This window comes from Streptomyces sp. NPDC085596, from assembly GCF_044541565.1.
Lineage (GTDB): Bacteria > Actinomycetota > Actinomycetes > Streptomycetales > Streptomycetaceae > Streptomyces.
On sequence record NZ_JBITTC010000007.1, the window covers coordinates 221,070 to 241,082 of the forward strand.

16 protein-coding genes are annotated in these 20,013 nt (G+C 73.1%); 8 read left to right on the plus strand and 8 right to left on the minus strand.

The window, feature by feature from the left end:
* Positions 1 to 113 precede the first annotated feature (113 nt).
* Positions 114 to 2,552, plus strand: a complete 2,439-nt coding sequence (locus ACIGA3_RS21710) for an HAD-IC family P-type ATPase (protein WP_399718064.1) — start codon at positions 114 to 116, stop codon at positions 2,550 to 2,552.
* Between the two features lie 3 nt (positions 2,553 to 2,555).
* Here the strand turns inward: ACIGA3_RS21710 and ACIGA3_RS21715 are convergent, their stop codons facing one another.
* The 4 genes from ACIGA3_RS21715 to ACIGA3_RS21730 all read right to left on the minus strand — a co-directional run bounded on the left by ACIGA3_RS21715 (position 2,556) and on the right by ACIGA3_RS21730 (position 8,875).
* Positions 2,556 to 3,380: a hypothetical protein gene (locus ACIGA3_RS21715; RefSeq protein ID WP_399718067.1), complete on the minus strand. Its 825-nt coding sequence runs from the start codon at positions 3,378 to 3,380 to the stop codon at positions 2,556 to 2,558.
* Between the two features lie 228 nt (positions 3,381 to 3,608).
* A complete protein-coding gene (locus tag ACIGA3_RS21720; protein ID WP_399718069.1) occupies positions 3,609 to 4,520 on the minus strand; it encodes a hypothetical protein in 912 nt (303 codons plus the stop codon).
* Positions 4,521 to 4,708: 188 nt separating this feature from the next.
* The gene (locus tag ACIGA3_RS21725) at positions 4,709 to 7,840 is read right to left on the minus strand and encodes a sacsin N-terminal ATP-binding-like domain-containing protein (RefSeq protein ID WP_399718072.1); all 3,132 of its coding nucleotides are present in this window, start codon (positions 7,838 to 7,840) and stop codon (positions 4,709 to 4,711) included.
* Positions 7,841 to 7,948: 108 nt separating this feature from the next.
* Positions 7,949 to 8,875: a DUF3027 domain-containing protein gene (locus ACIGA3_RS21730; protein ID WP_399718075.1), complete on the minus strand. Its 927-nt coding sequence runs from the start codon at positions 8,873 to 8,875 to the stop codon at positions 7,949 to 7,951.
* Positions 8,876 to 9,156: 281 nt separating this feature from the next.
* Between ACIGA3_RS21730 and ACIGA3_RS21735 the strand changes: the two genes are divergently transcribed.
* The 4 genes from ACIGA3_RS21735 (at position 9,157) to ACIGA3_RS21750 (ending at position 12,711) form a co-directional block, all read left to right on the plus strand.
* Positions 9,157 to 10,557: an MFS transporter gene (locus ACIGA3_RS21735; protein ID WP_399718078.1), complete on the plus strand. Its 1,401-nt coding sequence runs from the start codon at positions 9,157 to 9,159 to the stop codon at positions 10,555 to 10,557.
* A gap of 62 nt (positions 10,558 to 10,619) precedes the next feature.
* On the plus strand, positions 10,620 to 11,105 hold the full coding sequence (locus tag ACIGA3_RS21740; RefSeq protein WP_399718080.1) for a DUF2771 domain-containing protein: 486 nt from the start codon (positions 10,620 to 10,622) through the stop codon (positions 11,103 to 11,105).
* Between the two features lie 18 nt (positions 11,106 to 11,123).
* Positions 11,124 to 11,843: a futalosine hydrolase gene (locus ACIGA3_RS21745; protein ID WP_399718082.1), complete on the plus strand. Its 720-nt coding sequence runs from the start codon at positions 11,124 to 11,126 to the stop codon at positions 11,841 to 11,843.
* Positions 11,833 to 12,711, plus strand: a complete 879-nt coding sequence (locus tag ACIGA3_RS21750; protein ID WP_399718085.1) for a 1,4-dihydroxy-6-naphthoate synthase — start codon at positions 11,833 to 11,835, stop codon at positions 12,709 to 12,711. The genes ACIGA3_RS21745 and ACIGA3_RS21750 overlap by 11 nt, the downstream gene beginning before the upstream one ends.
* 10 nt (positions 12,712 to 12,721) lie before the next feature.
* Here ACIGA3_RS21750 and ACIGA3_RS21755 read toward each other — a convergent pair whose 3' ends face one another.
* The gene (locus ACIGA3_RS21755; protein ID WP_399718087.1) at positions 12,722 to 13,105 is read right to left on the minus strand and encodes a cold-shock protein; all 384 of its coding nucleotides are present in this window, start codon (positions 13,103 to 13,105) and stop codon (positions 12,722 to 12,724) included.
* 163 nt (positions 13,106 to 13,268) lie between these two features.
* On the opposite strand from ACIGA3_RS21755, the gene ACIGA3_RS21760 reads away from it, so the two are divergent.
* Entirely contained in the window at positions 13,269 to 13,520 is a 252-nt protein-coding gene (locus ACIGA3_RS21760) for a hypothetical protein (RefSeq protein WP_399718090.1), read from the plus strand.
* 159 nt (positions 13,521 to 13,679) lie between these two features.
* Here ACIGA3_RS21760 and ACIGA3_RS21765 read toward each other — a convergent pair whose 3' ends face one another.
* Both ACIGA3_RS21765 and ACIGA3_RS21770 read right to left on the minus strand, forming a co-directional pair.
* Positions 13,680 to 14,312 (minus strand): HAD family hydrolase, encoded by a 633-nt coding sequence (locus tag ACIGA3_RS21765; RefSeq protein ID WP_399718093.1) that lies wholly within the window; start codon positions 14,310 to 14,312, stop codon positions 13,680 to 13,682.
* A gap of 49 nt (positions 14,313 to 14,361) precedes the next feature.
* Complete coding sequence (locus ACIGA3_RS21770; RefSeq protein ID WP_399718096.1) at positions 14,362 to 15,339, minus strand: hypothetical protein; 978 nt, start codon at positions 15,337 to 15,339, stop codon at positions 14,362 to 14,364.
* A 137-nt stretch (positions 15,340 to 15,476) separates the two neighbouring features.
* Here ACIGA3_RS21770 and ACIGA3_RS21775 point away from each other — a divergent pair, with 137 nt between their 5' ends.
* Both ACIGA3_RS21775 and ACIGA3_RS21780 read left to right on the plus strand, forming a co-directional pair.
* Entirely contained in the window at positions 15,477 to 17,963 is a 2,487-nt protein-coding gene (locus ACIGA3_RS21775) for a helicase-associated domain-containing protein (protein ID WP_399718099.1), read from the plus strand.
* Positions 17,964 to 18,034: 71 nt separating this feature from the next.
* Complete coding sequence (locus ACIGA3_RS21780; protein WP_399718102.1) at positions 18,035 to 19,690, plus strand: DNA repair helicase XPB; 1,656 nt, start codon at positions 18,035 to 18,037, stop codon at positions 19,688 to 19,690.
* Between the two features lie 19 nt (positions 19,691 to 19,709).
* Here the strand turns inward: ACIGA3_RS21780 and ACIGA3_RS21785 are convergent, their stop codons facing one another.
* Positions 19,710 to 19,916 (minus strand): hypothetical protein, encoded by a 207-nt coding sequence (locus ACIGA3_RS21785; protein ID WP_399718105.1) that lies wholly within the window; start codon positions 19,914 to 19,916, stop codon positions 19,710 to 19,712.
* Positions 19,917 to 20,013: the final 97 nt, after the last annotated feature.

Consider the following 20,013-nt stretch of genomic DNA (forward strand, 5'->3'; position numbering starts at 1 on the left):
ACCACCGCGTGGTCAGGGGCGCCCCCGAGACGTGTCGGGGGCGCCCCTGGCGTTACCCGGAGATCGGTCCGCCCGGCAGGTGAAGCGGGGATCGGGCACGTAACGTCGAATGCATGACGCATATCGACTCGGGTGCCGGACTGGACCCCGTGCACCCGGTCGCGCCGCCCGGCACCCGCCCGGCGGGCCTGACCCGCGCGGAGGTCGCGGAGCGGGTGGCACGGGGGCAGGTCAATGACGTTCCGGTGCGCAGCAGCCGCTCGCTGGGCGAGATCGTGCGGGCGAACGTGTTCACCCGGTTCAACGCGATCATCGGTGTGCTGTGGGTGGTGACGCTGTTCGTCGCGCCGATCCAGGACAGCCTGTTCGGGTTCGTGATCCTCGCCAACACCGGGATCGGGATCGTGCAGGAGTGGCGGGCGAAGAAGACGCTGGACTCGCTCGCGGTCATCGGGGAGGCCCGGCCGACCGTGCGCCGGGACGGCAGACCGGTCCAGGTGCCGACCAGCGGGATCGTGCTGGACGACCTGGTGGAGATCGGGCCCGGCGACAAGATCGTGGTGGACGGGGTGTGCGCCGAGGCCGACGGCCTGGAGGTGGACGAGTCCCTGCTGACCGGCGAGGCCGACCCGGTGGTCAAGCACCCCGGCGAGCAGGTGATGTCGGGCAGCTTCGTGGTCGCGGGCGGCGGCGCGTTCCAGGCGACCAAGGTGGGCCGGGAGGCGTACGCGGCACAGCTCGCCGAGGAGGCGTCCCGGTTCACGCTGGTCCACTCCGAGCTGCGGTCCGGGATCTCCACGATCCTGAAGTACGTGACCTGGATGATGGTCCCGGCCGCGCTCGGCCTGATCGTCACCCAGCTCGTGGCGGAGAGCAACGACTTCAGGGGTTCGGTGGCCCGGACCATCGGCGGGATCATCCCCATGGTGCCGGAGGGGCTGGTGCTGCTGACCTCGGTGGCCTTCGCCATCGGGGTGGTCCGGCTCGGGCGCAAGCAGTGCCTGGTGCAGGAGCTGCCCGCGATCGAGGGCCTGGCCCGCGTGGACACCGTCTGCCTGGACAAGACCGGCACGCTCACCGAGGGCGGCATGGACGTGACCGGGCTGAAGATGCTGGACGGCGCCGACGAGGGCCGGGTGCGGGAGGTGCTGGCCGCGCTCGGGGCGTCCGATCCGCGTCCCAACGCCTCGCTCCAGGCCATCATCGACGCCTATCCGGACGGCACGAGCAGGGACGGCAAGGGCGAGGACGGCAAGGGTGCGGAGGAGGACCGGCGTCTTGTCAGCTCGCTGCCGTTCTCCTCGGCCCGCAAGTACAGCGGGGCCGCGTTCCAGGAGGGCGACGGGAAGGTCACCGGCTGGCTGCTGGGCGCCCCCGATGTGCTGCTGGACCCCGAGGACCCGGCCCTCGCCGAGACCGGCCGGCTGAACGAACAGGGGCTGCGGGTCCTGCTGCTGGCCCGCGCCGCCCATGACCTTCAGGGACCCGACCCGGCGCGCGGGGCCCGGCCCGTGGCCCTGGTGGTGCTGGAGCAGCGGCTGCGCCCGGACGCGGCGGAGACCCTGCGCTACTTCGCCGACCAGGACGTCCACGCCAAGGTGATCTCCGGGGACAACGCGGTGTCGGTCGGCGCGGTCGCGCACAAACTGGGCCTGTCCGGCAAGGCGGTGGACGCGCGGCGGCTGCCCGCCGACCCGGCGGACCTGGCGAAGGCGCTGGACCGGGCGACGGTGTTCGGGCGGGTCACCCCGCAGCAGAAGCGGGAGATGGTCGGCGCGCTCCAGTCCGAGGGACACACCGTCGCGATGACCGGCGACGGGGTGAACGACGTGCTGGCCCTGAAGGACGCCGACATCGGCGTCTCGATGGGTTCGGGTTCGGAGGCCACGCGCGCGGTGGCGCAGATCGTGCTGCTGAACAACAGCTTCGCCACGCTGCCGTCGGTGGTCGCGGAGGGCCGCCGGGTGATCGGCAACATCACGCGCGTGGCGACGCTGTTCCTGGTGAAGACGGTCTACTCGGTGCTGCTGGCGCTGCTGGTGGTGTGCTGGCAGGTGGAGTACCCGTTCCTGCCCCGGCATCTGACGCTGCTTTCCACGCTCACCATCGGCGTCCCGGCGTTCTTCCTGGCGCTGGCGCCGAACAAGGAGCGGGCGCGGCCGCACTTCGTGCGCCGGGTGATGCGGTACTCGATACCCGGCGGCCTGCTGGCCGGGGTGGCGACCTTCGTGACGTATCTGCTGGCCCGGCACCACTACACGGGCGCGGACGCGCTGCCCGCCGAGACCAGCGCGGCCACGCTGACCCTGTTCCTGATCTCGATGTGGGTCCTCGCCATCATCGCCCGCCCCTACACGTGGTGGCGGCTGGCCCTGGTGGCCACGATGGGCGTCGCCTTCCTCTTCGTGCTGACCGTCCCCTGGCTCCAGGACTTCTTCGCCCTGCGCCTGGTCGGCAACACGATGCCGTGGGCGGCGGTGGGAGTGGCGGTGGTGGCGGCGGCCGCCCTGGAACTCGTGTGGAGATGGGTCGACCGCCGCTTCCCGGTGTGAGGGTTACTGCACGTCGACGGCGTCGGCCGCGGAGGTGACGGCGGCCGTGGTGGACACGCCCGCGTAGACGTAGCGGAAGGAGCCGTCGACCGAGGCGGTGACGGTGGTCTTCAGCTGGCCGCTGGCGTCCGTCTTGACGGTCTTCAGCGTCGTGTAGGTGCTGGAGCCCTTCTTGGCGAACTGGAGCTGCACCGACTGCCCCGAGTAGGCGTAGTACTTGTTGTAGTCCCAGCTCGCGCGGGTCAGGGTGCCGGTGACCGTGATGGTCTTGCCCTTCTTGACCGGCTCCGGGGCGGCGTTGGTGGTGAGCTTGGAGTAGCGCAGCAGGCTGGTGGTGGCCAGGCCGCCCTGGTCCTTGAAGCCGACCTTGCTGTAGTCGGGCTTGGAGAGGTTCTGGCCGTTGAAGGCGGTCGCCTCGGCGGCCAGGGACCACTTGCCGGCGTCGGAGGCGGTCAGGTCACCGTCGGCCGGGTAGACGTCGATGGTGCCGGTGCAGGTGAGCGTGGTGCTCGTCGCGACCTTGCAGGTGGCGAAGTCGTCGCCCTCGACCGTGGCGGTCGGGTCGTCCAGGGAGCCCCGGTAGAGGTAGGCGTCGCTGTAGAAGTCGGCCGCGGTCGCCTTGACGTCCGTGCCGTGGGTCAGCGTGTACGAGTAGGTCGTGCTGACCTTGTTGCTGGTACCGACCTTGATCGACGAGGCGATCTTCAGCTTCGAGAAGCTGACGTTCATCGTGTACGGCGTGGCCGGAGCGGCGTGCGCGGCCGGAACGGCGAAGGCGGAAAGAGCCAGGGCGCCGGTGACGGCGGCCACGGTGGCACGTATGCGCATGTGCGGTTCCCTCTGGGGGAGAAGTGATCGGTGAGTCGGACGACTCGGGTGATCAGATCCGCGGGAGGGACCGCTGGTTGTACGGGCAGACGTTCCTTGACCGGAATTTGCCCGCCCATTGCCTGGCCAGGGGTCCCGTCCCGTTCCGGAGGCCGGCTGCCTCCGGAACCGGACGGGATCGCGGGCTTACTGCACAGGGCTTACTGCACAGGGCTTACTTCACAGCGCTTACTTCACGTCGACGAAGTCGGCGGTCGAGTCGATCGCCGGGGTGGTCGAGGTGCCCGCGAAGCTGTAGCGGAAGTAGCCGTCGGCGGACGCCTTGACGGTGGTCTTCAGGTTGCCCTTGGAGTCCGTCTTGACGGTCTTCAGCGTCGTGTAGGCGCTGCCGCCCTTCTTCATGAACTGAAGCTTGACCGACTGCTTGGTGTAGCCGAAGTAGCGGGAGTCGTCCCAGCTCGCGCGCGTCAGGGCGCCGGTGACCGTGATGGTCTTGCCCTTCTTCACCGGCTCCGGGGAGGCGTTGACGGTCTGGCGGGAGTACCGCTGGACCAGGGTGCTGCCGAGGCCGCCCTTGTCGGCGAGGCCGACCTGGGAGAGGTCGGGGTCTTCCTCGTCCTGACCGTTGTAGGCGATGGCGATGGCGCCACCCTTCCAGGCACCGGCGTCGGAGTTCCACAGGTCGCCGAAGTCGGGGTAGATGTCGACCTTGCCCGTGCAGGTGGCGGTGGTGTTCGTGACCACCCGGCAGGTGGCGGGCAGGTCACCGAACAGCATGTTGTCCGGGGTGTCGAACGCACCCTTGTAGAGGTACGGGCCGCTCAGGAAGTCGTCGGCCGTGATGTCCACGTCCGCGCCATGGGTCATCGTGTAGGTGACCGTGGTGGCGACGTGGTTGGTGGTGCCGACCTTGATGGCCTTGGCGACCTTGAAGTTGGAGAAGGAGACGTTCAGGTCGTACGGCATGTCACCGCGGACGCCCTTGATGCCCTGCTTTCCCGCAGCGGCGTGCGTTCCCTTGACGATCTTCACGGCCTCCGTGCGGTACGCGGAGGTGCCGTCGGCGTGCGCGGCCGGCACGGCGAGAGCGGAGAGGGCCAAGGCACCGGTGACGGCGGCCACTGAGGCGCGAATGCGCATGTGCGTTCCCCTGCGTCATGGGGCCCCCGTGACGGCCGTCCCCCGTGGGACGCGTCGGCCCGGTGAGGCCCGTCTGATCGTGTGAGCCTGTTGGCTCACACGATCAGACGTGCGATCCGTGCCGACGGTTGTACGAGAATCGAAGATCCTGCGACCAATTAGTGAAGCCCCAGGTCAGAAAGGGGACTTCAGTCGAACCAGCGGTCCCGCGCCAACTCCTCGGTGCGGGAGGGGTCCTCCAGCAGCGCGGCCACCTCGAAGCGGCGCGGCCACTGCCCGGCCGCCCAGGCGAGACCGGCGGCGACACCCTCCAGGGTGGCGGCGTGGAGTACGCCGTCCCTGGTGAGCCGCCAGTCGATCTCGACGCCGTCCACGACGAGTTCCTCGTGCTCGGCATAGCTGTCCGGGGTGCGCGGGCCGAGCAGCGCCCGTACCGGCTCGGGCACCTCGTGCTCGGTGCCCTCGGAGTCCACGGCACCGGCGACGGACTCGCTCAGCCGCCGCACCTGGAACAGCTCGGCCAGCGCGGCGGCCAGCGACGGCCGTACCGGCAGCAGCGGCACCCCGGAGGCGAAGGGGAGCAGGTCGGGCGAGTCCACGACCACCGCGTCCCGCGCGTCCACCACGACCGCCCGCCCGTCGCGCACGGCCCGCAGCTCGTCCGGCAGAGTCACCTGCTCCGGGTCCAGCTCGGCCAGCGCGCTGTACAGGCCGTGCAGTTGGAGCGGGGTGACCGGGCGGTCGGGGTCCGCGAGCCGGTCGAGGAGTTCGGCGGCGCCGCCGGGCTCGTCCAGCAGCGCGGCCACCGAGGTGCGCACCCCGAGGGCGCGCAGCACCTGCTCGTCGGCGAAGCCGGTGGCGTCCGCCTCGTCGTACAGGCCACGCAGCAGCGGGTCGCCGCCGGCCGCGAGCAGACCCGCCGGGCGGCGGCCGTCGAGCACCGGGTGCCCGCGCAGCCACCAGGCGGTGTACGGCCGTACGACCTCGTGGGTGCCGTCGGGGAGGAGGACGCGGACCGGCTGGATCAGGGCGTCGCGCAGCGGGGGCTGGGCCAGCAGGGCGAGCGCCTCGGGCCAGCGGTCGTCGTCCACCAGGTCCAGGTCGCGCACGGCGACGAGTTCGGTGGCGACGGGCGGTACGGGGCTGTCGGGGAAGCGGTCGAGGATGTCCTCGGACCACACGTCCACGGCGTCCAGCAGTCCGGCGTCGTCCGGTTCGGCGAAGTCGCTGTCGCGGGGCTCCAGTTCGTCCGGATCGAGGACGACGTCGGTGGCGCGGACGAGGGCGAAGTCGGCCAGCACTCCGCAGGCGGCGAGCGGCTGTTCGCCCCACTTCTCGGCCAGTTCGGCGTCGACGGCGGCGAGTTCGTCCTCGCGGATGACACGGGCGAACGGGCTGCCGGGCAGGACCAGTTCGCCCGCCGGGGCGAGTTCGCCGTCCTCGTCGGGCAGGGCGAGCGCGCCGAGCCAGGGCTCGTCGCCGGGCTCCAGGCCCGCGTCACGCACCAACGCCAGCACGGTGTCGGCCAGTTCCTCCGCGTCCGGGGACTCCTCCTCCCACATCGCCCCGCCGTCGTCGTCCAGCGAGGCGGCGACGGCGGCCCGGACCTGCGGGGTGGTGAGCACCGCGCGCGGGGTCGCGGGCAGCGCGCCCAGCTTCTCCAGCAGCGGGTGGGCGGCGTCCGCATGGGCCATCTTCAGGCCGAGCCTGCCCAGCACCTCCGCGTCCGGCGCGGTGGTGTCCGGCGCGGGCAGCAGCACCTGGCGGGGGCCGATGGTGGTCCGGCCGGTCCCGGCGAGCGGCACGGGCAGCCCGGACAGCCGCTCGGGGTCGACCCCGGCGAGGCTGTCGTAGAGCCGCCACCACCACTCGGGCTCCTTCTCCAGGCCGGCCAGCCGGTCCACGGCGTCGGCGAGCGGGAGCCGGGCCACGCCGAGCGCGCGCAGCTCCGGGCGGCGCTCCAGGCCCGCGGGCAGCAGGGTCGGCAGCACCTCGGCGAGGACGCGCACGGTGCCCGCGCCCGCGCCCTCCACGATCTCGGCGTCCCTCGGGCGCAGCGCCTCGGGGAGTTCCTCGTCGCCCTGCGGGGGCAGCGCCGGAGGCAGGAACGCGGTGCGCGGCAGCCGGTCCAGCACGGCCTGCCGGAGCGCGCCGTCCAGCTCGCCCTTGCCGAGCGGGCCGGGGACGAGGTCGATGGCGCCCTCGGTCACCGGCCGCCAGCCGGCGAGAAGTTCGGTGTAGGCGTCGGCCGCGCGGTCCACCAGGAAGTCGGTGAGCGGGCCGGGCGCGGTGTGCCGGCGGGTGGTGTCCAGCGGGAAGGACGCGATGAGCACGCCGGGGAAGCCGACGGGTTCGTCGCTGGGGGTGGGGGCGTGCAGCACGGGCGCGGTGCGGGGGCGTACCGGCCGGCCCTCGCCGTCCTCGGGCACGGCCCAGGTCACCGACCAGTGCGGGCGCAGCCGTTCCTCGACCGGGCGGTCCGCGAGGAGGTCGGCGTCGAGCGGGCCGTGGGCGGTGATGGTGCGCCAGCGGGTGATGCCGTCGCGGGAGTCGTCCACGACGGTGACGGCGTCCTCGGCGCTGCGGCGCAGGGTGCGCGGCTCCCGCCCGTCCACCTCGATGACGACCTCTTCGAGGCCCGGCAGGGCGAGCAGCAGGGAGTCGTCCACGGCGTCGAGCAGCCGCTCGGCCAGCCCGGCGGCGGCCGCGTCGCGCAGCGGCAGGATGACGGCGGTGTCGTACGGGTCCGGCGCGGTGCCCTCGGCGGCGAACGGCAGCCGCAGCAGCGGGACGTGGCCGTCGCGGCGGCGCACCTCGTCGCCGAGGCCGGGGCTGTGCCGGGCGGTGTCGGCGGCCAGCTCGCGGGACTCGGCGAGCGACCAGCGGACCCCGCCGTGCCTCCCGACCAGCGCGGGCTCGTCGGTCACGGAGAGCACGGCGGCGAAGCCGACGCCGAACCGGCCGACCGTGACGTGCCCGTCGTGGCGTTCCCGCTTGGCGGAGGCGCGCAGGGTGGACAGCGACTCGACGCCGGTGGCGTCCAGGGGCGCGCCGGTGTTGGCGGCGATCAGCACGCCGTCGCGCAGGGTGAGCCTCAGCCGTCCGGGCGTGTTCGCGCGGGCGGCCGCGTCGGCGGCGTTCTGGGCCAGCTCCACCACGAGCCGGTCCCGGTAGCCGCCGAGTACGAGGTCCTCCTCGGCGTTGGCGTCCTCACGGAACCGGGCGGGGCTGGTGGCCCAGGCGTCGAGGACACCGCGACGGAGGCGGGCGGTGCCGAAGGGGTCGGCGCCTTCGGCCGCGGGCCGCACGTACTTGCTCACGTTCACTCTCCATCATCGACGTGAGATCGAAGGTACAGCGACCTGACGGTCTGTCCTTCGCGGCGTACGCGCGGGGCGGGCGGGCCGGCCGGCCCCCGGCCCCCTCCGCTACGAGTGGCCCAGTTCCCCCGCTTCGCCGTCGCCCTCGGCCGTGACCGAGCCGGAGTCGGCGGCGGGGCGGAGCGGGAACGGGTCGACCCGGGTCTCGTCCACCACGGGCAGCGGCGGGCGGGGCGGGGTCGGCATGACGGCGGCCTCGGAGTGGGCGCCGCAGCCGTAGGCGAGGGAGACCACGCGGCCGTCGGCCGGGGAGAACTCGTTGCCGCAGACCCCGAACGCCTGGCCCAGCGAGCCGCCGATCGGGGCGAGGAAGCCGCAGCTCGCGCAGGTGGCGGGGGCGGCCTGGGCCATCGCGCTCTTGGGGCCGAACGCCTCCTCCCAGCGGTCGGCGGCGATATGCAGGCCGTAGCGGGACAGGACGCGGGCGCGGCGCATGCCCAGTTCCTCGGCGACCGACGTGATCGAGCCGCGCGCGGGCACGCCTGCCTGGGCGGCGGGGCTGCCGGGGGTGACGTCGGCGTCCTCGCGCTCGGCCAGCTCGGTCAGGCCCCCGGCCAGCGCGGAGTTCGGCGGCGGCTCCTCCTCGCCGGAGAAGCCGGGCTCCAGGCGCAGGTCCTCCTCGTCGGTGGGGAGGAGGTCGCCGGGGCCGAGGTCGCCGGGGCGCAGCCGCTCGCTCCACGGCACCCATTCGGGGGCGAGGAGGGCGTCGCGGCCGGGCAGCAGCACGACCTCGTCCAGGGTGACGATCTTGGCGCGGGAGGCACGGGCGACCGTGGCGGCCCAGCGCCAGCCCCGGTAGCCCGGTTCCTTGCACTCGAAGAAGTGGGTGACCAGCCGGTCACCCTCCGACACCAGGCCGATGTGCTCACCGACCACACCGGGAGCGGCCGCTTCCTCCGCTGCGGTGCGCGCGAGGTCGATCGCCTCGGCGCACAGACGGTCAGGGGTGCGGCTTCGCGTGGTCGCTGCGCTCACAGGTATCGCTTCTCTCCTACGCCGTCTACGAGTGCGGATGCACTCCGGCGGTGAAGCGGACGGAGCGGACCTGTGGGCCGCATCGACGTCCGCATCCGATCACGCGCGGGCGCACCTCTGCCATCCATTCTGCGCTATGGCTGAGATACGCACGCTACCCCGTCGCCCGTGGTGGGGGACAGTCCGCGGCCGTCCGGCGGGTTCCGGACCGGTAAATCGTGGGGAGCCCGCGTCGACTCGCTTGGCCGCAAACCGCCCATAGGACGGCCGCCCGGGGCACTATGAAGCACGTGGCAGCCACGGACAGGGGGCGCGGTGGCGGCGGTTCGGGCCGCGTCGGCGGTGTCGTCCGCTCCGTCGGCCGTGCCCTGCACCTGCCGGTGACCGGCACCGCGCGCGGCATCCGCAAGGTCACGCACGCGCATGGCGCGGGCGAGTCGGGCCTCGGCAAACTGATCGAGCTGCACGCGGTGAACGGCGCCGGGGACGTCATGATCACCGTGGCGCTGGCCTCCACCGTCTTCTTCTCGGTGCCGACCGACGAGGCCCGTGGCCGGGTCGCGCTCTATCTCGCCATCACCATGGCGCCCTTCACCGTCCTCGCCCCCGTCATCGGCCCCCTGCTGGACCGGCTGCCGCACGGGCGGCGGGCCGCGATGGCCGGGGCGATGCTGGCCCGCGCACTGCTGGCGCTGGTGCTGTCGGGGGCGGTGGCGAGCGGCGGCCTGGAGCTGTATCCGGCCGCGCTCGGCGTGCTGGTGGCGTCCAAGGCGTACGGGGTGGTGCGCAGCGCGGTCGTGCCCAGGCTGCTGCCGCCCGCGTTCTCCCTGGTGAAGGCCAACTCACGGGTCACGCTGGCCGGACTGCTGGCCACCGGGGTGGCGGCGCCGATCGGGGCGGGGCTCCAGATGGTCGGGGACCCCTGGCCGCTGTACGGCGCGTTCGTGATCTTCGTGGCGGGGACGTTCCTGTCGTTCTCGCTGCCCCGCAAGGTGGATTCGGCCAAGGGCGAGGACGTGGCGCTGCTCGCGGCGGACGAACAGCATCTGCACGGGCCGCAACGCCGGCAACTGGGCAAGCGGCCCGGACTGCGCACGGTCGGGCCCGCCGTCACCCACGCGCTGGGCGCGAACGCGGGGTTGCGCTGTCTGTCCGGCTTCCTGATCTTCTTCCTGGCGTTCCTGCTGCGCGAGCATCCGCTGGCCGGGGAGAGCGCGGCCGTCTCGCTGGGCATCGTGGGCGTGGCGGCGGGCGCGGGCAACGCGCTGGGTACGGCCGTGGGGGCGTGGCTGCGCTCCAAGGCGCCCGAGATCATCATCGTGACCGTGGTCGCCGTCGCCGTCGGCGCCGCCGTCGTGGCCGCCGTGTTCTTCGGCGCCGTCCTGGTGGCCTGCCTCGCCGCTGTGGCCGGTTTCGCCCAGGCGCTGGGCAAGCTGTCCCTGGACGCGCTGATCCAGCGGGACGTGCCGGAAGCGGTCCGCACCTCCGCCTTCGCCCGCTCCGAGACCCTGCTCCAGATGGCCTGGGTGTTCGGCGGCGCGGTGGGCATCGTGATGCCTCTCAACGGCACCTTCGGCCTGGCGGTGGCCGCCGCCCTGGTCGCCGTGGGCTGGCTGACGACTGTCCGGGGGCTGCTGGCCGCCGCCCGCCACGGGGGCCGTACCCGGCCGCGCGTCGCCTGACGAAGCGGACGTGTCGTACCCCACGTGGACTCCCCGCGAGGTGTGCCCGATAGCCTTCGGGCATGACCTCGCTGCAATCCGCCCCGCGACGCCGCCGGGCGCTCGCCGCCGCCGGTGCCGTTTCTGCCGGACTGCTCGTCCTTTCGGCCTGTGACAAGCCGACGCCCGTCTCCACGGTCACCGTCGGGGACAGCTCGGTCACTTCCGAGGCGCTCTGCTACAACGGCGACAAGACGCTGACCGCCAAGTCCCTCGCGGCATGCGCGAAGAAGGCCGGCGACGAGAAGACGATCTCGGTGGACCCGGACGGCGACACGGTCCGCGTCGGCGTCGACCCGAAGATCGCGGACGCGGGCTGGGTGCTGCTGGTCAACGGCCGTCAGTTCACCGACGTCAGCAAGAAGACGTACAGCACGATCCCGGGCAGCGCGTTCTTCAACGCCCAGTACGGCACCCAGGGCGACACCAACACGCTGTCCATCCAGATGGGCACCGGTTCCTCGGCCAAGGGCCTGTGGAGCTACAAGCTCAAGAAGGCGACCTCCTGACTTAAGGCTCCCGGTCCAGTGAACGCCCGTACGCGCGTCCTCGTCGCCACCGCCGTCCCGGCCGAACGGGACGCGGTGGCACGGGCGTTTCCGGGCGCCACCGAAGAGGTACGGCTGCCCGGCGCGACCCTGCTGCGCACGGACGGCGTCTGCGACCTGCTGGCCGCCGGGGTGGGCCCCGCCCGCGCCGCCGCGGCGACCGCCACCGCGCTGACCGCCGCCGCCCTTACGGGCACCCCCTACGGCCTGGTCGTCTCGGCCGGGATCGGGGGCGGTTTCCAGCCAGAGGCGCCCGTCGGCTCGCTGGTCGTCGCCGACGCGATCACCGTGGCGGATCTGGGCGCCGAGACGCCGGACGGTTTTCTGCCGGTCACCGACCTCGGCTTCGGCACCGTCACCCACCTGCCGCCGAATTCACTCGTACGGGGAGCCGTGGAGGCCACCGGTGCCCGGCCGGGCACCGTGCTGACGGTCTCCACCGTGACCGGTACCGCCCTGCGCGCCGCCGAGCTGCGGACGCGTCATCCGCGCGCCCTGGCCGAGGGCATGGAGGGGTTCGGGGTCGCGGAGGCGGCCGCCGCGCACGGGGTGCCGGTGCTGGAGATCCGCGCGGTGTCCAACCCGGTCGGCCCGCGCGACCGCGCCGCCTGGCGCATCGGCGACGCGCTCGCCGCACTCACCGGGGCTTTCGGGAAGCTCGCGCCCGCATTGGAGAGTTGGAACACGCATGACGACTGAGCCCTTGCAGATCGCGTACTCGCCCTGCCCCAACGACACCTTCGTCTTCGACGCCCTCGCCCACGGCCGCGTCCCCGGCGCCCCCGCGCTGGACGTGACCTTCGCGGACATCGACATCACCAACGGCATGGCCGAGCGCGGCGAGTTCGACGCGCTGAAGGTGTCGTACGCCGTCCTGCCCTACGTCCTCGACGAGTACGCCCTGCTGCCCTGCGGCGGCGCGCTGGGCCGGGGCTGCGGGCCGCTGGTGCTGACGCGGGAGGCCGGGGCCGGGGGCACCTCCCACGCTTTCGGCAGTGGGGGATTGACCGGGCGCACGGTGGCGGTGCCGAGCGAGCGCTCGACGGCGTACCTGCTGTTCCGTCTGTGGGCCGCGGACACGCTGCCGGACGGTGTCGGGGAGATCGTGGTGATGCCGTTCCACGAGATCATGCCGGCCGTGCGGGACGGCAAGGTGGACGCCGGACTCGTCATCCACGAGGCCCGCTTCACCTACCAGGAGTACGGGCTGCACAAGCTCGCCGACATGGGCGAGCACTGGGAGCGCACCACCGGGCTGCCGATCCCGCTCGGCGCGATCATCGCCAAGCGGTCGCTGGGCGCGGAGACCCTCCAGCGGCTCGCGGACGCCATCCGGACCTCGGTGCGGGCCGCCTGGGACGACCCGGAGGCGTCGCGCGCGTACGTCATGGAGCACGCCCAGGAGATGGACCCGGCCGTCGCCGACCAGCACATCGGGCTGTACGTCAACGAGTTCACCGCCGACCTCGGCGAGGACGGGTACGCGGCGATCCGGGGCCTGCTGACGCGCGCGGCGGCCGAGGGCCTCGTACCGGCCCTCGGCCCCGGGGCGCTGGCGTTTCCGTAGCGGCGGCGGGTCAGACGTCCAGCTGGTCCGCGACGGCGCGGAGCAGGCCGGCGATCTTCTTGCCGGAGGTGCGCTCCGGGTAGCGGCCCTTCTCCAGCATCGGCGTGATGTCCTCCAGCAGGGTGGTGAGGTCCTGCACGATCGAGGCCAGCTCGTCCGGCTTCTTGCGCTGGGCGGCCGCGACGGAGGGGGTCGGGTCGAGAACGGTCACGGAGAGGGCCTGGTCACCGCGCTGACCGGCGACGACGCCGAACTCCACGCGCTGTCCCGGCTTGAGCGCCTCGACTCCGTCGGGCAGGACCGAGGAATGGACGAAGACGTCGCCGCCGTCGTCGCGGGAGAGGAAGCCGAAGCCCTTCTCACTGTTGAACCACTTGACCTTGCCGGTGGGCACGTCTGTCCTCGTCCTCGTACTCGTCGGGAAAAGCTCGGAAAACGGGTCTGTGGAGCACTGCGGCGGGTCGACCATGACCCGCCGACACCAAGGCTAATGGTCATCGGGCGGGTGACAAGGTGCTCACCGGTTGTTCTCTCGCGCTGGGAACTACCCTGGTCCGGTGCGTGACAAAACCCAAACGAATTCCGCCGGGCCCGGTGACGGACTGATCCGCGCCGGAGTCATCGTCTTCTTCCTCGGCGCCGTGGCCACCCTCGTCACGGTGACCCCACTCTTCCTCGGCACCAAGCCCTTCCCGACCTACATGTTCGGCCTGAGCATGCTGATGGCCGTCGGCTTCCTGACGGCGGGCGCGGGCGTGCTCCGCTCGGTGTCGGCGGGGCGGCGGCAGGCGCGGAGCGCTGGTCGCTGACCTTGGCTGTATCTCGGGGTGCGCGGGGCGCCGGTCGCTGGGGTCGGCTGTACATCCGCGTGCACCGGGCGCCGGTCGGCTGACGGTCCGTGGGGGCTGGTCGCGCAGTTCCCCGCGCCCCTTGGGTCGGCACGGCCGACGTAGCCCCGATCAGTGGCGCTAGGCCGACGTTACGTAGGTGTCCAGCCAGGTCGGGAAAGTGGTCAGGTCCGGGAGGACCACGTCGGCGCCCGCCTCGCGGAGTTCGTCCGGGCTGCACGGGCCCGTGGCCACCGCCACCGAGAGGGCTTCGGCGGCGCGGGCGCCCCGCACGTCGCCGGTGTGGTCACCGACGTAGATGTGGGCGCCGTGCTCGCGCAGGGCGCGGGCCTTGTCCTCGGCCCAGAGGTCGCCGACCACCACGTCCGGCTCCATGCCCAGGTGGGCGAGGTGGAGCTTGGCGTTGGGCTCGTACTTCGCGGTGACCACCATGGTGCGGCCCCCGGCGGCGCGGACGGCGGCGATCGCCTCGCGGGCGCCGGTCAGGGCGGGGGTCGGGGCGATGGCGTACTCCGGGTACATCGCCCGGTACAGGTCGGCCGCGGCGGGGACGTCGGCGGCCGGGAACCAGTTCACCAGTTCTTCCGCGAGCGGCGGGCCCAGCCGCGTCACCACGAGGTCGGCGTCCACGTACACCCCGGTCCGCTCCGACAGCGCGAGATAGCAGGCACGGATGCCGGGCCGCGAGTCGATGAGCGTCATGTCGAGGTCGAAGCCGACGGTGGGCGCGGAGGTGGAGGGAAGGGCGGGCATGGGGGCCATTGTGCCGGGTGGGGGGCGCGGAGAGACCGGCCGGGGGCCACTACCGCCTCCGCTGCGAGCGCCAGAGCAGGAACAGCGCCGAACTCACCGCCGCCCCCCGCACCACCCACGGCCACGTCCCGGCCAGGGCATCGCTCAGGTGCCCCTCGGCGACCGGGGTGCCCCAGTGTCCGGTGCTGCGGCCCCAGAGGTAGGTCGCCCCGGCCGCGACGGCGAGCGCGGGAAGCACCAGGACCGCCCACTTGGTCTCGGCAGGGGTCAGGCGGCGGGAGCCGTAGGCGATGAGCCAGCCGAGGATCAGCGCGAACCAGTTGCCCAGCACCGCGCCCACCAGCAGCGCGGCGGCGCCCAGCAGCAGGAGCGGGTTGGTCCAGCCGGCCGAGGGAAGCGGGACGAGACGCCGGAACCGGGAGCGCGGGACCACCTCGACCGGCTCCGCCACGACCTCCTTCGGCCGCTCCTCCTCCTCGATCTCCTTCGGGGGCCGCCGCAGCATCTCGGGGATCTCCACCCCGCCGACGAACCCCGGCACCGAGTCCGCGGCCGCCGCGCCGAACGGCCCGTCCGCCACCCGCCACCAGTCGGGCCGGGTCAGCGACTCGCCGAGTTCGTGCGCGGGCGCGAGATGCGGCGGGGACGCCCCGTCCGCCGGTACGGCGGGCCCCGGCTCGGCCGGACGCGGCCGGGGCACGGCGGCGCGCAGCGCCTTGAACCCCCTGGCCCTCCGCTCCGGCTTCTCCGGCTCCGGCTGCACGGGCACCGCCGTGGGCGGCGGCTGCGGGACGGCGCCCCCGGCGCCCACCGCCCGCACCACGGCGTCCGGGCTGCCCAGCTGGTCCAGGATGCGGCGCACGGCGGCCGGGCTGTCCACCGTCGCCCTGGCCCGGTGCCGGTCGATCTCGTTGCGCAGCTCGGAAACCAGCCGCATCCGCGTGGACGACGGCAGCTGCCGCTGCTGCGCCACGTCCCCGACACGGCTCAGATACTCGTAGACGACCTGGTCGCTCTCGATCCCCAACGGAAAACCCCTCCGGGGCGACGGCGGTGGAACCCCGCCCAGAAGGTAGCGCAGACCGGCACCAATCGGCCCACCCGGACGGAGCGGCCCCCGGGGACCCTCGGCCGCCGCTTGCCCCAGCCGCTAACGTGGGTCAGATGAGCCCCGAGGCATCTTCAGCCCCCCGGTCCCTGGCGGAGGCACTCCGCGCGCGGGACGACGCCTCGCTGGCCGCGCTGCTGCGCGACCGACCCGACCTCATCGTGCCCGTCCCCACCGATCTCACCCAGCTCGCCACCCGCGCGGGCACCCGTGCCTCGGTGCTGCGCGCGCTGGAGCACCTGGACCGCTTCGCCCTCCAGACCGCGCAGGCGCTCGCCATCGCCCCGGACCCGGCGACCTACGACACCCTGCACGAACTGCTGGCCGGGGACGACGGCGACCCGGCCGTCAGCGAAGCGCTGCCCGGCGCCGTCGCCGCCCTGCGCAGGCAGGCTCTGATCTGGGGCGACGACGACCGGCTGCACCTCGTACGCACCGCCCGCGAACTCCTGGCGCCCTCCCCCCAGCACCCCTCCCCCACCGGGCTCGGCCCGACCGTGCGGGAGGCGACGTCGGGCATGTCGCCGGGGCGGGTGCAGCAGATCGTCAACACGGCCGGGCTGCCCTCCACGCACGACCCGGTCTCCGCCGTCGCCGCGCTCACCGGTCTGTTCGCCGACCGGAAGAGGATGAACGCGCTGCTCGGCGGGGCGCCGGAAGCCGCCCGCGAGGTGCTGACCCGGCTGATGTGGGGGCCGCCGTACGGCCAGGTCACGGCCGACCCGGCCACCCATCTGCGCTGGCTGCTCGACCGGGGTCTGCTGCTGCCGACCGCGCCCGGCACGGTCGTGCTGCCCCGCGAGGTCGCGCTGCACCTGCGCGGCGGACGCGCGCACCGGGTGCCCGAGCCGGCGCCGCCCGCGGTGGAACCGGCCGTGGCCCACGGGCCGCAGATCGTGGACGCGACAGGGGCCGGGCAGGCGTACACCGCGCTCGCCACCATCGAGGACCTGCTGAAGCACTGGGACCAGGGCGGTCCCGCCGTGCTGAGGGCCGGCGGGCTCAGTGTGCGCGACCTGAAGCGGACCGCCGTCGCCCTCGACGCGCCCGAACCGCTCGCCGCGTTCTGGATCGAGCTGGCCTACGCCGCCGGCCTCATCGCCTCGGACGGCGCGGCCGACGAACGCTACGCCCCCACCCCCGCCTACGACACCTGGCTGGAACGCCCCGTCGCCGAACGCTGGGGCCGCCTCGCCGCCGCGTGGCTCGCGGCCACCCGCACGGCCGGGCTGGTCGGCGGCCGGGACATCAAGGACCGCGCGCTCTCCACCCTCGGTCCGGGCCTGGACCGCTCGGCCGCGCCCGAGGTACGGCACCGGGTCCTCACCCTGCTGGCCGAACTCCCCGTCGGCGTGGCACCGGCACCGGAGGCGGTGCTGACCCGGCTGACCTGGGAACGCCCCCTGCGCACCCCCCAGCGCGACGGCACCGAGGACCTGCGTATCCGGCTGGCCCGCTGGGCCCTGAGCGAGGCGGAACTCCTCGGCGTGACCGGCCGGGGCGCCCTCTCCAGCCATGGCCGGGCCCTGCTGGGCGCGGCCTCCGAGCGCAAGGACGCCCCCGCCGACGCGGCCCCCGCCGGTCGTCCCCTCTCCTCCGCCGGACAGTCCACGGCCACCGCCGTGGGTCTCCTCGCCCCCCTCCTCCCCGAACCCCTGGACCACGTCCTGCTCCAGGCCGACCTGACCGCGGTGGCCCCCGGCCCCCTGCTGCGGCCGCTCGCCGAGACGCTCGGGGTGCTCGCGGACGTGGAGTCCAAGGGGGGCGCGACCGTGTACCGGTTCACCCCCGCCTCCGTACGTCGTGCGCTGGACGCCGGGCAGACCGCCGCCGACCTGCACGCCTTCCTCGCCCGGCACTCCCGGACCCCGGTCCCGCAGCCGCTCGCCTACCTGATCGACGACGTGGCCCGCAGGCACGGGCATCTGCGGGTGGGCGTCGCCTCGGCGTACGTCCGCTGCGACGACGACGCCGTGCTGAACGAGATCATCGCCGACAAGCGCGCCGCCGCCCTGCGGCTGCGCCGCCTCGCCCCGACCGTGCTCGCCGCGCCGTGCGACCCGGCGACCCTGCTGGAGGGCCTGCGCGCGCTGGGCTACGCGCCCGCCGCCGAGTCCGCCCAGGGCGATGTGCTGATCACCCGCTCCGATGCCCATCGCACTCCGCCGCGCACCGCGCCGGAGCCGGTGCCGGAGGGCCCGCCGCCGGCCGACACCATCCTGCTCACGGCCGCCGTCCGCGCCATCCGCGCCGGCGACCTTGCGGCCACCACCCCGCTCAAGGCTCCGGGCCCGGGGCCCACCGGCGGCGACCTCCCCCGCACCAGCCCCGCCGACACCCTGGCCACCATGCAGGCGGCGGTCATGACCGGCGAGGCCGTCTGGATCGGCTACGTCAACGCCGACGGCGCAGCCAGCCAGCGCGTGGTGGCCCCGATCCGCGTCGAGGGCGGCTTCGTCACCGCCTACGACCACACCGCCGACGAGGTCCGCACCTACCCCCTGCACCGGATCACCGGAGTGGCCGAGCTGGCGGACGACTGAGCCCTACGACTGCCCCCTACGCCCCCGCATCGGGCACACTGGAGGTTTGGCCGCGCGGAAGGATGGCACAGGTGAACGGTCCGCTGATCGTCCAGTCAGACAAAACCCTGCTCCTCGAAGTCGACCACGAGCGGGCCGACGAGTGCCGTCGGGCCATCGCGCCCTTCGCCGAGCTGGAACGGGCTCCCGAGCACATCCACACCTACCGGCTCACCCCCCTCGGCCTGTGGAACGCGCGGGCCGCCGGGCACGACGCCGAGCAGGTCGTCGACGCGCTGGTGCAGTACAGCCGGTATCCCGTGCCGCACGCCCTGCTCGTCGACATCGCCGAGACCATGGACCGGTACGGCAGGCTCACCCTGAGCAAGCACCCGGCGCACGGGCTGGTGCTCACCACCACCGACCGGCCGGTGCTGGAGGAGATCCTGCGGTCCAAGCGGGTCGCCCCGCTGGTCGGCACCCGGATCGACCCGGACACCGTGGCCGTGCACCCCTCCGAGCGCGGCCAGATCAAGCAGACCCTGCTCAAGCTGGGCTGGCCCGCCGAGGACCTCGCCGGATATGTGGACGGCGAGGCGCACCCGATCGACCTGCGCGAGGACGGCTGGGCGCTGCGCCCCTACCAGAAGCAGGCCGTGGAGAACTTCTGGCACGGCGGCAGCGGTGTCGTGGTGCTGCCCTGCGGCGCGGGCAAGACACTGGTCGGCGCCGGGGCGATGGCGCAGGCCGGGTCGACCACCCTGATCCTGGTCACCAACACCGTCTCCGCCCGGCAGTGGAAGCACGAACTGGTGAAGCGGACGTCGCTGACCGAGGACGAGATCGGTGAGTACAGCGGCACCAAGAAGGAGATCCGGCCGGTCACCATCGCCACCTATCAGGTGCTGACCACCCGCCGGAAGGGTGTCTACCCGCACCTGGAGCTCTTCGACTCCCGTGACTGGGGTCTGATCCTCTACGACGAGGTCCATCTGCTGCCCGCTCCCGTCTTCAAGTTCACCGCCGATCTCCAGGCCCGCCGCCGCCTCGGTCTGACCGCGACCCTGGTCCGCGAGGACGGCCGCGAGTCCGATGTGTTCTCCCTGATCGGGCCCAAGCGGTTCGACGCGCCCTGGAAGGAGATCGAGGCGCAGGGCTACATCGCGCCGGCCGACTGCGTCGAGGTGCGCGTCAATCTCACCGAGTCCGAGCGGCTCGCCTACGCCACCGCGGAGAGCGAGGACAAGTACCGCTTCTGTGCCACCACCGCGACCAAGCGGAAGGTCACGGAGGCGATCGTGCGCCGGTTCGCCGGGCAGCAGATCCTCGTCATCGGGCAGTACATCGACCAGCTGGACGAGCTGGGCGAGCACCTGAACGCGCCGGTGATCAAGGGCGAGACCTCCAACGCCCAGCGGGAGAAGCTCTTCGACGCCTTCCGTGAGGGCGAGATCAGCGTGCTGGTCGTCTCCAAGGTCGCCAACTTCTCCATCGACCTGCCCGAGGCGACCGTCGCCATCCAGGTGTCCGGCACCTTCGGCTCCCGCCAGGAGGAGGCCCAGCGGCTCGGCCGGGTGCTGCGGCCCAAGTCGGACGGCCACCGGGCGCACTTCTACTCGGTCGTCGCCCGCGACACCATCGACCAGGACTTCGCGGCCCACCGCCAGCGCTTCCTCGCGGAACAGGGCTACGCCTACCGGATCGTCGACGCCGACGAGATCCTGGCGGAGGGGTCGAAGGAGAACTAGGACCGGAAGCGGGAGAGGGCTATGGGTCCCCGAGGGCGTCCCCGTATCTGCGGTGGACGCCCGCATCCTCGCCGTACTCGCCGAGTATCACCACACCGAAGGCGGCCTGCGCGTAGACCTTGATCGCGCGCAGGGCCTCGCCCAGGACGTGGTGGTGTTCCCCGCCCGCCACCGCGGTGGCTCCGGACGGGCGGGGTGGGGCCGGGTGAATGGTTGCTGCGCTCATGTCTCCATGGTGAGACTTCCGGCATAAGTCCGGAATACACCCACGGGTCGGTTCTCAAAGCACTCCCTCTACACCCGAGGGTGGAGCCCGCCCCTAC

Excerpts from the sequence above, each read along its gene's own strand:
- ACIGA3_RS21710 (WP_399718064.1), top strand. The coding sequence starts at position 114 with ATGACGCATATCGACTCGGGTGCCGGACTGGACCCCGTGCACCCGGTC.
- ACIGA3_RS21715 (WP_399718067.1), bottom strand. The coding sequence starts at position 3,380 with ATGCGCATACGTGCCACCGTGGCCGCCGTCACCGGCGCCCTGGCTCTT.
- ACIGA3_RS21720 (WP_399718069.1), bottom strand. The coding sequence starts at position 4,520 with ATGCGCATTCGCGCCTCAGTGGCCGCCGTCACCGGTGCCTTGGCCCTC.
- ACIGA3_RS21765 (WP_399718093.1), bottom strand. The coding sequence starts at position 14,312 with ATGCCCGCCCTTCCCTCCACCTCCGCGCCCACCGTCGGCTTCGACCTC.
- ACIGA3_RS21750 (WP_399718085.1), top strand. The coding sequence starts at position 11,833 with ATGACGACTGAGCCCTTGCAGATCGCGTACTCGCCCTGCCCCAACGAC.
- ACIGA3_RS21735 (WP_399718078.1), top strand. The coding sequence starts at position 9,157 with ATGAAGCACGTGGCAGCCACGGACAGGGGGCGCGGTGGCGGCGGTTCG.
- ACIGA3_RS21785 (WP_399718105.1), bottom strand. The coding sequence starts at position 19,916 with ATGAGCGCAGCAACCATTCACCCGGCCCCACCCCGCCCGTCCGGAGCC.
- ACIGA3_RS21775 (WP_399718099.1), top strand. The coding sequence starts at position 15,477 with ATGAGCCCCGAGGCATCTTCAGCCCCCCGGTCCCTGGCGGAGGCACTC.
- ACIGA3_RS21740 (WP_399718080.1), top strand. The coding sequence starts at position 10,620 with ATGACCTCGCTGCAATCCGCCCCGCGACGCCGCCGGGCGCTCGCCGCC.